Origin of the sequence: Micromonospora terminaliae, assembly GCF_009671205.1 — a bacterium.
GTDB classification, from domain to species: Bacteria; Actinomycetota; Actinomycetes; order Mycobacteriales; family Micromonosporaceae; genus Micromonospora; species Micromonospora terminaliae.
In genome coordinates this window covers 1,326,348-1,336,919 of the sequence record NZ_CP045309.1, presented here as the reverse complement: position 1 = coordinate 1,336,919, position 10,572 = coordinate 1,326,348, and the positions used below count along the sequence as shown (strand labels likewise).

Below are 10,572 nucleotides of genomic sequence, written 5' to 3'. Positions count from 1 at the left end.
GCCGCAGCTCAACCCGGGTCTCGGGGAGCCTGCCTACACATCGTACGGTGGCCGCGGGATCGGGTCGACCATCGCGTCGAACCCCTTGGGTAGCTGCGCCACGAGATCCTCGAACTCGCCGACCGTCACCGTCTCCCGCAGGGTCTCGAGCACCGCGCGGGTGCCCACCTCGGCGACCGCCGGGCCCACTCCGGCCCGCTCCGCGACCCGGTACAGGAAGGCGACCGACCCGCCCGTCGCGCCGCCCTCGCCCGGCCCGGCGAGATAGCTCCCGACCTCGTCGGGCAGCTGCGCGGCCAGGTCCGCCGACTCGGTGGTGGTGATCCGCTCGGCGAGGGTCTGCAACACCGCTCGGGAGATCATGGCGGCCTGCTCGGTGGGCAGCTCGGCACGGCGGGACACCGCCTCGACGAATCGGGGAAACCGCACAGCCGCACTCCTGTCGTCGCCGGCCGCCGCCGGATATCCGACAGCCCCCGGCCGGAGCCGGCCCGGAGCGTCGCGCCCGCGGTTACCCGCGCCCGACGACGACAAACGGCGGCACAGTGCGGTCACCGCCCGGCGGGAACCGCCGCGTCCGCCGGCTCCGCCCGGGGAACCGGGAAGTCCCGGGTACGCCAGACCGGCGAGCAGCGGGTCACCAGCGCCGCGGCGGCCATCCCCGCGGCGGCCACCCCGAGGTACGCGGACGCGCCGAGCAGCCCGGTCAGCGCGCCGCCCAGCGCCGCGCCGAGCGGCATCGCCCCCCAGATGACGAACCGGCTCGTGGCGGTCATCCGGGACAGCAGCGCGGGCGGGGTGGCGGCCTGCCGAAGGCTGACCGCGTTGACGTTGTAAAGCCCGCTGGCGAAGGCGTTCACGGCCAGCCCGAGGGCGATGCCGGCCGGGTGCGGCCAGAGCACCAGCGCCGCCCCGGCCTGGAGCACCGCCGCGCCGGTGACCGCCCGGCCGACGCCGAGCCTCGCCCGGGCCCGGCCGGCCACCGCGGCGCCGAGCAGGTAGCCGACGTTGGCGGCGGCGACCAGCAGACCCACGGTGGCGGCGGGCAGCCGCAGCTCGCGTACCGCGTGGACCAGCAGCATGGCGAGGAAGCCGGCGTGCCAGAGGTTGGTGAGGCCGGAGCAGAGCGTCAACGCGCGCACCACCGGGTCGCGGAACACGAAGCGGATCCCCCCGGCGGCGTCCCGCCACAGCCCGCCGGCGCCGGGCGCGGCGGTCCGGGCGAGGCGGGGCGTACCGGCCAGGAAGAGCGCCGAGGTGACGAAGCTGGCGACGTCGACCAGCAGGGCCAGCGGCGCGCCGAGGACGCCGACCAGCACGCCGGCCAGGCCGGGGCCGGCGGTCTGCCCGACCGCGCGGGTCGCCTCGAGGCGGGCGTTGGCGTCGGCCAGCCGGGCGGCGGGCACCACCGCCGGCACTGCGGCGAAGTACGCGACGTCGAACAGGACGGTGGCGCAGCCGGCCAGCAACGCCACGGCGACGAGCTGGGCCAGGGTCAGCAGCCCGGCCGCCCAGGCGAACGGGACGCTGGCCAGCAGCACGGCCCGGGCCAGGTCGGCGCCGACCAGCACGGCCCGGCGGGGCAGCCGGTCCACCAGCGCACCGGCCGGGACACCCAGCAGCAGGTACGGCAGGGTGGTCGCGGCGGTGAGCGCGGCGACCCCGGTGGTGCCGGCCCCGAGCGCGGTCAGCGCGGCCAGGGGCAGCGCCACGGTGGTCACGTGCGTGCCGAGGGTGCTCACCGCGTCGGAGAGCCAGAGCCGGCGGAAGGTGGCGTGCCGCCAGAGGGCGGTGGAGGTGACGGTCATGGGGGCAGCGTCCGGCGCGTACCCGGGCAACCGGCCGGCGCCGATTGTCACGGTGACAATCCGGCGGTGCGCGAGGCGCGCGGCGGCTAGATTGTCACGGTGACAATCTGGGAGCCGGCGGGGCTGGCCGGCAGCGGGCCGCGCTACCTGGCGCTCGCCGACGCGATCGGCGCCGACATCGCGGCCGGCCGGCTCGGCCCCGGCGACCGGTTGCCGCCGCAGCGGGACCTGGCCCGGCGGCTCGGCGTCACGGTGGCCACGGTCGGGCGGGCCTACCAGGTGGCGGCGCGGCGCGGCCTGCTCACCGGCGAGGTGGGCCGGGGCACCTTCGTGGCCCCGGCGCCCGCCCCGGCGCCGGCCGGCGCGGCGCCCGTGCTGGACGTGGCCGCCGTGCACCCACCCGGCCACGGGCCGGTGCACCGGGCCGTCGCGCCGATCCTGCACCGGCTCGCCGCCGACCCGCACGCGGTCGGCGCGGAGGACGCCGACGCGGTCCGGCACCGGATCGCGGGCGCGCGGTGGATGGCACACGCCGGCTGGCGGCCCGAGCCGGACCACGTGGAGGTGACCGCCGGCGGGCAGCACGGGCTGGCCGCCGCGCTCGCCGCGTTCGCGCCGCCGCGCCACGTGGTGGTCACCACCGAGCTCACCAACCCCGGCCTGCTCGCCGCCGCCCGGCTGCTGCGCGTCGAGCTGGCCACCGTGCCCAGCGACGCGGCCGGCCCCCGCCCCGACGCCCTCGACCGGCTCTGCGCCCGCCGCCGGGTCGCCGCCCTGCACCTGCATCCCACGCTGCACAACCCGACCGGGCTCACCGTGCCCGCCGAGCGCCGCCGCGAGCTCGCCGCCGTGGCCACGGCCCGCGACCTGGTGGTCATCGAGGAGGACCCGTTCGGCGCGTTGCTGCCCGACCGGCCGCCACCGGTGGCCGCCTGGCACGCCCGGACCGTCCACCTTAGCGGGCTCACCAAGACCCTCGCGCCGGGCCTGCGGATCGGCTACCGGCACGCCCCGCCGTCCCTCGCGGAGCCGCTGCGTGCCGCGGCCCGCGCCCTGGCCTGGGCGCCCGCTCCCCTGGTCGCCGAGGTCGCCACCCAGCTGGTGCTGGGCGGGCACGCGCACCAGCTCGCCGCCGCCCGCGCCGCCGAGCTGACCGGCCGGGCCGCGCTCGCCCGGGAGCTGCTCGGTGACCGGGTCGCGGCGCCCGGACCGGCGCCGTTCGCCTGGGTACGCCTCGACCGCGACGCCGAGGCGGTCACCGCCCTCGCCCGCCGGCGCGGTGTCGCGGTCGCCGGCACCGACGAGTTCGCGGCCCGGCGGGGCGCACAGGCCGGCCTGCGGGTCAGCCTCAGCGCCGACGACCGGACGGTCCGCACCGCCCTGCGCGCCCTGGCCCGGCTGCTGCCGGCCTGAGCACGGAGGTCAGCGCAGCGCGCCGAGGGACCGGAAGTGGTCGAAGATGAGCTGGTCCACCGGGGAGACCCGGTCCCGGTCGGCGTAGCCGAGCCAGGCCAGCTCGGCGATCTCGCTGGCCGGGCGCAGCGTGCCCCGGTAGTCGGCGGCGTAACAGGTCATCCGGACCAGCGTGCCGGCGCCGTGGCCGTGGGCCTGCGCGGTGAACACACCCAGCGGCACGGCGGACTCCGGCACCACCGCCACGTCCAGCTCCTCGGCGATCTCCCGGACCAGCGTGGCCAGGTCCGTCTCACCGGCCTCCCGCTTGCCGCCGGGCAGGTACCAGACGTCCCTGCCCCGGGACCGGGTGCTCAGCACCCGGCCGTCCTCGATCCGGATCCAGGCGACCTTGTCGATCTCGGACACGGTGCTCCTCGGCTCTCGGGGAATGATCGGGAGCGACCCTACGCGCGGCCCGCCGACGGCCGGCGCGCCGCCGGCTCGGGTTTGCCGCCGGTCCGCCACGGGGCACTTCGGCCCTGACGCCCGGACGCCGGGCGCCGACGCGGGACGGAGTGGCCGGATGGGATGGCTGGGAAAGCTGCTAGGCAGGCCGGACTCGGCGCGGCAGGACGTCGCGGAGCTGTTGACCACGTACGGGATCTTCCGCACCCGGACGGAGACGGCCGAGCTGGACGACCGCGAGACCGTCCGGCGGTGGCTGCGGGAACTCGACCCGGATCTCCAGCAGCAGGTGCACATCCGCCGGCCGTGGGGGGTCATCGCCGCCGTGAGCGACCACCGCGATCCGGTCGGCGTCGTCATGCAGGAGCCGGACGGCCGGGCGTGGGGCGCCTACGTGCCGGGCGCCGACCGCCGGGAGCACCTCACGCCCGAGCAGGTCGAGGGCGTGATGCTCGCCGCGCTGACCTCGACCGGCCGGCCCGACGGGCCGGACTGGCGGCCGATCGGCTGACCCGCCCGGCCGCCGCGGCGGGAACCGGGCGGGCCCACCGCTCGGTAGGCTCGCCGCATGGCCCGCACCACCCACCCCGGCGCCTGCCCGCTGGACTGTCCCGACACCTGCGTCTGGCAGCTCACCGTCGAGGACGGCCGGGCCGTCGCGCTGCGCGGCGACCGCGACCACCCGTTCACCCGGGGCGCGCTCTGCGGCAAGGTCAACCGCTACCTCGACGCGGTCAACGGTCCCGACCGGCTCACCACCCCCTACGTGCGCACCGGCCCGAAGGGCGCCGGACGGGTCGCCTACCGGCCGGCGAGCTGGGCGGAGGCGGTGGAGCGGGTGGCTGCCGGGCTGCGCGCGAGCATCGACCGCGACGGCCCGGAGTCGGTGCTGCCCTACTACTTCGCCGGCACCATGGGCCACGTGCAGGGCTGGACGATGGGCCAGCGGCTCTTCGCCCACCTGGGGGCGTCGCGGCTGGACACCACCATCTGCACGGGCGCGGCCCGGGCGGCGTTGCAGTCGATCTACGGCGGCTCGGTCGGCTTCGAGCCGGAGTCGATCGTGGCGGCCAGGCTCGTCGTGCTCTGGGGCGCCAACCCGCTCGCCACCAACCTGCACCTGTGGCCGTTCGTGCAGCAGGCCCGGGAGCGCGGCGCGTACGTGGTCACGGTCGACCCGCTGCGCACCGACACCGCGGCCCGCAGCGACGAGCACGTCGCACCGCTGCCCGGCACCGACGCGGCCCTGGCCCTCGGCCTCATGCGGCACGTACGCGACGCGGGGGCGGCCGACGAGGAGTGGCTGGCCGCGCACACCGTGGGCTGGCCGGAACTGGCCGCCCGGCTCGACGAGTGGCCGGTGGAGCGCGCCGCCGCCGAGTGCGGCCTGCCCGTCGAGGTGGTCCGCCGCCTCGGCGACCGGATCGCCACCACCCGGCCCACCGCCGTCCGGGTCGGCCTGGGCCTGCAACGGCACCACGGCGCCGGCCAGGCGATCCGCGCCATCTGCGCGCTGCCGCTGGTCACCGGCGACTTCCGGCACCCGGGCGGCGGAGCGCTGGTGTCGACGAGCGGGCACCACCCGATCGACGAGGACGTGGTGGTCCGGCCGCCCGGCATGCCGGCCCCGCCGGCCCGGAAGCTGAACATGAGCCGGCTGGCGACCGTGCTCACCGGCGAGGCGGACCCGCCGGTGACCTCGCTCGTGGTGTTCAACGCCAACCCGGCCGCCACCGCCCCGGACCAGACCCGGCTCCTCGCCGGCCTGCGCCGCGCCGACCTGTTCACCGTCGTGCTGGAGCAGCGGTGGACCGACACCTGCGACTACGCGGACGTGGTGCTGCCGGCCACCATGCAGCCCGAGCACCTCGACCTGCACTCGTCCTACGGCCACCACTACACGACGCTGAACCTGCCCGTCACCCGGGCGCCCGGCGAGGCGCTGCCGAACACCGAGATCTTCCGGCGGATCGCCGCCGCGCTCGGCATCGACCACCCCCGGTTCTCCGACAGCGACGAGGAGCTGGCCCGGCAGCTGCTGGCGGGCACGCCGGTCAGCTTCGAGGAGCTGCGCGAGCAGACGTACGCCCGGGCCACCGGGGTGCCGGCCGGCTCCGCGCCCTTCGCGGCGGGCGGCTTCCCCACCCCGGACGGCCGGGCCCGGCTGCACGACCCGGCGCTGGCCCGGCTCGGGGTGGACCCGGTGCCCGGGCACACCCCGCCCGTCGAGGCGGCCGACGCCGAGCTGGCCCGCCGGTTCCCGCTGGTGCTGCTCGCCCCGGCCGGCCGGTTCCTCATGAACTCCACCTTCGCGTCGCTGCCCTGGCACGCCCGGCGGACCGGGCCGCCCCGGGTGCACCTGCACCCGGCCGACGCGGCGGCGCGGGGCCTCGCCGACGGCGACGCCGTGCGGGTGCGCAACGACCGGGGCGCGTTCCTCGCGGCGGTCGCCGTGGACGAGGCGACGCGGCCGGGCCTGGCGTTCACCTACAAGGCCTACTGGGCGCGGCTGAGCCCGGGCCGGGCCACGGTCAACGCGGTCACCGCGGTACGCGACACCGACCTGGGCGAGGCGCCGACGTTCCACGACTGCCGGGTCGAGGTCGAGCCGGTGCCGGCCGAGCTGCTGAGCCCCGAGCCGCCCGCCGACGCGGCGGCCGTGCCGGCGCCGGCCGCGCCCGCCGACCCGGTGCCGGCCGGCTGAGCCGGGACTTCCGGCCCGCCGGCGGGGTCCGTGCGTCCCTGCTCCCCCGCCTCCGCCCTCCGTAGCGTCGAGAGCGGAAAGAGGAGGTCGCCATGCGTACGTGGCAGGTGCAGGACGTGATGACCACCGCCGTCGCGACGGTACGGCAGGACACGGCGTACCGGGAGATCGTGGACGTGCTGATCGGCCGGCGGGTCACCGCGGCGCCGGTGGTGGACGGGGACCGGCGGGTCCTCGGCGTGGTCTCCGAGACGGACCTGATGTACAAGCTGGAGCTGTCGGGGCAGCCGCGGGAGCGGCGGATCCTCCCCGACCGGCACCGGCGGGAGGCGCGGGCGAAGGCGGGCGCCACCCGGGCCGCCGACCTGATGACCGCTCCCCCGGTCACCGTCGCGCCGGACGCGTCGCTGGTCGAGGCGGCCCGGACCATGGACGCCCGGGGCGTGAAGCGGTTGCCGGTGGTCGACGACCTGGGCCGGCTGGTCGGCATCGTGACCCGCGGAGACCTGCTCAAGGTGCACCTGCGCCCGGACGCCGACATCCGGCGGGACGTCCGCGACGAGGTGCTGCGCCGGACCCTCGGCGTACCCGGCGGCGTGGTGGACGTGACCGTGGACGGCGGCGTCGTCACCCTCACCGGACAGCTCGACCGCTGGTCCACGGTGCGCCTGGCGCTGCGGCTGGCCGGGCAGGTCAGCGGCGTGGTCCAGGTGGTCGACGCGCTCGGGTACGCGATCGACGACGCACCGATGTCCGCGCTGCGGGCGGGCGGCTCGACCCCCGCCGGCATCGCCTGATCCCGCCCCGCCGGCGGCGCCTCCCCCGCGTCGCCGGCGGCTCGGCCGGCGAGGAGGTCAGCCCTCGGCAGGGGGCGGCTCAGCCCTCGGCGAGGGCGTCGAGCACGAGCGCGGCCGTCCAGCCGAACGCCGGTGAGCCGAGCCCGGCTCCGGTGTCCGGGTGGAAGTACTCGTGGCAGCCGGCCCCGTCGACCAGGTCCAGCAGGGACTCCCGCAGCCCGGCGGCCAGGTCGGCGCGGCCGTGGGCGAGCAGCCCTCGCCACAGCAGCCAGCCGGTGTTCACCCAGCTCGGGCCGCGCCAGTAGCGCAGCGGCTCGAAGTCCGGCGCGGTGCGGTCGTACGTGGGCAGCGGGCGGTCCATCCGGGCGGCCAGGCCGAACCGGGGCGAGCACGCCTCGGCGAGCACCGCCCGCACGTGGTGGGCCGGCAGGTCGGGCAGGATCAGCGGCATCAGCCCGAGCACGGTACGGGCCGGGACGAGCCGGTCGGCCCGGACGTCCCGCGGGCGGAAGGTGCCGGTGACCGGGTCGTAGAGCCGGTCGACCAGCGCCTGCGTGATCCGGGCCGCGCGGTCGCGGTGCGGGCCGGGGTCGGCGCCGATCACGGTGGCGATCCGGGCGAGGGCCCGCTCGGACACCCCGAGCGCCGCGTTGACCAGCGGGCACTCCACCAGGAACGGGTGCCGGCCGAGCAGCCCCTCGTCCCGGTAGCCGCCCGCGCGGTAGCCGTCCACGAGCGCGACGTAGCGCGCGTAGTCCAGGTCGGTGGGCCGGTGCGCCGCGTCGGCGTGGGCGGTGTCGTGCCGGCGGTACGCCCGCATGACCGCCTCGTCGGCGGGCACCGCGGCGAGCGGGGCGTCCCAGGCGGGGCTGTTGTCCAGACCGGACTCCCACGGGTGCACGACGGCGGCCAGCCCGCCCCCGCCGACGTCCCGCCTGCCGGTCAGGTAGCGCTGCTGGGCGACCAGCCGCGGATAGAGCCAGCGCAGCGCCGCCACGGACGCCTCGGACGGTGCGCGGCGGTGCACCAGCCAGGCGGCCGGGGCGTGCACCGGCGGCTGGACGATCCCCGAGGTGGCCGCCGCCGGGGCGCCCTCGGCCCGGGCCGCGTCCCAGAACTCGGGCCCGGGGAAGTACGCGCCGACCCGAAGTGCCGGGTTGAACACGATGTGCGGCACGCGGCCGTCGGCCCACTGCGCGGCGAACAGGCTGCGCAGCTCCCGCCAGGCCCGGTCGGGACGGACGTGGGCCAGCCCGACCGCGATGAACGCCGAGTCCCAGCTCCACTGGTGCGGGTAGAGGGTGCGGGACGGGACGGTGTGGTCGTGTTCCCAGTTGGCGTCGAGGGTGGCCAGCGCCAGGCGGCGCAGCCGGGCGGCCCGCTCGGCGCCGGTGCGGCCGGGCCCACCGGCGCGTACCCCGGCCGCGCCGCCGGGGGCGCTCATGCCGCCGCCCGGCGTGGCCGGGCCTGGCCCAGGACGGCGGCGGCCTGGCGCAGGGCGGCGACCGGCTCACCGCGCAGCCGGCACTCGAGCGCCAGCCACCCGGGGTAGCCGATCTCCTCGAGGGTGGCCAGCAGGCCCGGCCAGTCCAGGTGACCGGCGCCGGGCTGGTGCCGGTTGGAGTCGCTGACCTGCACGTGCCCCAGGTACGGCGCGGCCGCGCGCAGCGCCGCGCACGCGTCGTCCTCCTCGATGTTCATGTGGTAGGTGTCGGCGACCACCCGCACCGAGGGCAGGCCGACGGCGCGGCACAGGGCGACCGCCTCGTCGAGCCGGTTGACCATGTGGTCCTCGTACCGGTTGAGGGGTTCCAGGAAGAGGGTGACCCCCTCGGCGCGGGCGTGCTCGCCCAGCTCGCCCAGGGCGTCGACCAGCACCTGCCGGTCGCCCTCGGGCGGGCGGGGCGGCTCGAACGGCGGCAGCCGGCGGGAGAACATCCCCCAGGCGGCCGGGGTCATGGCGCCGAGCCCGCCGAGCTCGGCGATCACCGAGAGCTGGGAGCGCAGGTTGCGCACCGCGTCGCGGGAGCGGTCGGGGTCGAAGTCGCCGATGAAGTGGTCCATCTCGACGCAGACGGTCGGCATGACCACGCCTTCGGCACGGGCGCGGCGCAGCTCGGGCAGCCGCCGGGCGAGGGCCAGGTCACCGCGGCCGCGCAGCTCGATGCCCTGGTAGCCGAGGGAGACGGCGAGGGCGTACTTCTCGGACAGGCCGGCGCCGGGGAGCAGCTGCTCCTGGCAGGCGAGTGGGATGGTCATTTAGAACCTCAGCACCACTTGGAGGACGTCACCGTCACCGCGGTCGAGCAACGCCAGCGCGTCGGCCACCGCGCCCGCGTCGACGACGTGGCTCACCAGCGGCAGCGGGTCGACGCTGCCCTCGGCCACCAGGTCCATGAAGGTGTGGGCGATCCGGGTCCCGGTCCACCGGCCGGCCGTGCCGGGCGCCGGGGCGGGCCCGGAGATCTGGGCCGCCACCAGCTGGATCCGGTTGTGGTGGAACTCCTCGCCGAGTCCCAGCCCGTGGGCGTACCCCTGGTAGAAGCCGGCGGCCACGACGCGGCCGGCGTGGGCGGTGGCGCGGATCGCCTCGTGCAGTGCCGGGTACGACCCGGACAGCTCCAGGCAGACGTCCGCGCCGCGGCCGCCGGTGGCCGCGTGCAGCGCGGCGGCGGCGGAGTCGGTGGCGGCGTCGACGACCCGGCGGGCGCCCAGCCGGGTGGCGTGCGCGAGCCGGTCGGGCACCCGGTCGACGGCCACCACGCGGGCTCCGGAGAGCACGGCGAGCCGGGTGCCGAGCAGCCCGATGACGCCCTGCCCGAAGACGCCGACCCAGTCGCCGAGGTGCAGGTCGCCGGCGAGTACGGCGGTCAGCGCGATGGCGCCGGGGCGGGCGAAGACGGCGACGAGCGGGTCGAGCCCGGGGGCGAGCGGGGTGACCGCGCCGGCGGGCAGCACGGCCTCGGCGCGGTGTCCCCAGATGCCCCACACGACCTGGCCGGGCCGGCGGTCGGCGACGTCGGGCGCCACCTCGACGATCTCGCCGACCTCCTCGTAGCCGAAGCCCACCACGGGGTACGCGGGCGCGGCCTGCCGGGGCACGAACATGCGGGTGGCGTCGTCCCAGTCCTTGCTGAGGCGGGGGTTGCTGCCCCGGTAGAGGGTCAGCTCGGTGCCGGCGGAGATCCCGGAGTAGCAGGTGCGGACGCGGACCTGGCCCGGGCCGAGCGGGTCCGGGGGGCAGGGCTCCAGGCTCACGCGCCGGGGCCCGGCCAGAGAGACAACCCAGTTGCCCATGGCGTCGCTCCGAGGGAAGTGCCGGACCCGATCCTACCCTGAAATATCGATAAATGTCTTGTAAATGATCAATCGAGGGCGTTGAATCCCTGATGTACCCTTCGAG

The 10,572-nt window shown here is 77.2% G+C and carries 10 protein-coding genes; 4 read left to right on the top strand and 6 right to left on the bottom strand.

From position 1 onward, the window contains the following. Positions 1–33: 33 nt before the first annotated feature. Positions 34–429, bottom strand: a complete 396-nt coding sequence (locus tag GCE86_RS06055; protein ID WP_154226011.1) for a DUF2267 domain-containing protein — start codon at positions 427–429, stop codon at positions 34–36. A gap of 122 nt (positions 430–551) precedes the next feature. Beyond that, entirely contained in the window at positions 552–1,808 is a 1,257-nt protein-coding gene (locus GCE86_RS06050) for an MFS transporter (protein ID WP_154226010.1), read from the bottom strand. A 99-nt stretch (positions 1,809–1,907) separates the two neighbouring features. Between GCE86_RS06050 and GCE86_RS06045 the strand changes: the two genes are divergently transcribed. After that, on the top strand, positions 1,908–3,221 hold the full coding sequence (locus GCE86_RS06045; RefSeq protein WP_154226009.1) for an aminotransferase-like domain-containing protein: 1,314 nt from the start codon (positions 1,908–1,910) through the stop codon (positions 3,219–3,221). Between the two features lie 9 nt (positions 3,222–3,230). Here the strand turns inward: GCE86_RS06045 and GCE86_RS06040 are convergent, their stop codons facing one another. After that, entirely contained in the window at positions 3,231–3,629 is a 399-nt protein-coding gene (locus tag GCE86_RS06040) for an NUDIX hydrolase (protein WP_154226008.1), read from the bottom strand. Between the two features lie 157 nt (positions 3,630–3,786). Here GCE86_RS06040 and GCE86_RS06035 point away from each other — a divergent pair, with 157 nt between their 5' ends. From GCE86_RS06035 to GCE86_RS06025, 3 genes are all read left to right on the top strand, one after another. Continuing rightward, positions 3,787–4,179 carry a hypothetical protein gene (locus GCE86_RS06035; protein WP_154226007.1) on the top strand — a complete coding sequence of 131 codons (393 nt, stop codon included), beginning with the start codon at positions 3,787–3,789 and terminating at the stop codon, positions 4,177–4,179. Positions 4,180–4,236: 57 nt separating this feature from the next. Beyond that, positions 4,237–6,372, top strand: coding sequence for a molybdopterin-containing oxidoreductase family protein (locus GCE86_RS06030; protein WP_154226006.1), 2,136 nt, complete (start codon positions 4,237–4,239; stop codon positions 6,370–6,372). A gap of 92 nt (positions 6,373–6,464) precedes the next feature. After that, a complete protein-coding gene (locus GCE86_RS06025; RefSeq protein ID WP_154226005.1) occupies positions 6,465–7,169 on the top strand; it encodes a CBS domain-containing protein in 705 nt (234 codons plus the stop codon). A gap of 79 nt (positions 7,170–7,248) precedes the next feature. Here the strand turns inward: GCE86_RS06025 and GCE86_RS06020 are convergent, their stop codons facing one another. From GCE86_RS06020 to GCE86_RS06010, 3 genes are read right to left on the bottom strand one after another with little or no spacing between them, the layout of a single operon-like run. Beyond that, the gene (locus GCE86_RS06020; protein WP_154226004.1) at positions 7,249–8,613 is read right to left on the bottom strand and encodes an MGH1-like glycoside hydrolase domain-containing protein; all 1,365 of its coding nucleotides are present in this window, start codon (positions 8,611–8,613) and stop codon (positions 7,249–7,251) included. Next, complete coding sequence (locus tag GCE86_RS06015) at positions 8,610–9,428, bottom strand: sugar phosphate isomerase/epimerase family protein (RefSeq protein WP_154226003.1); 819 nt, start codon at positions 9,426–9,428, stop codon at positions 8,610–8,612. The genes GCE86_RS06020 and GCE86_RS06015 overlap by 4 nt, the downstream gene beginning before the upstream one ends. Continuing rightward, positions 9,429–10,466 (bottom strand): zinc-binding dehydrogenase, encoded by a 1,038-nt coding sequence (locus GCE86_RS06010; RefSeq protein ID WP_154226002.1) that lies wholly within the window; start codon positions 10,464–10,466, stop codon positions 9,429–9,431. Positions 10,467–10,572: the final 106 nt, after the last annotated feature.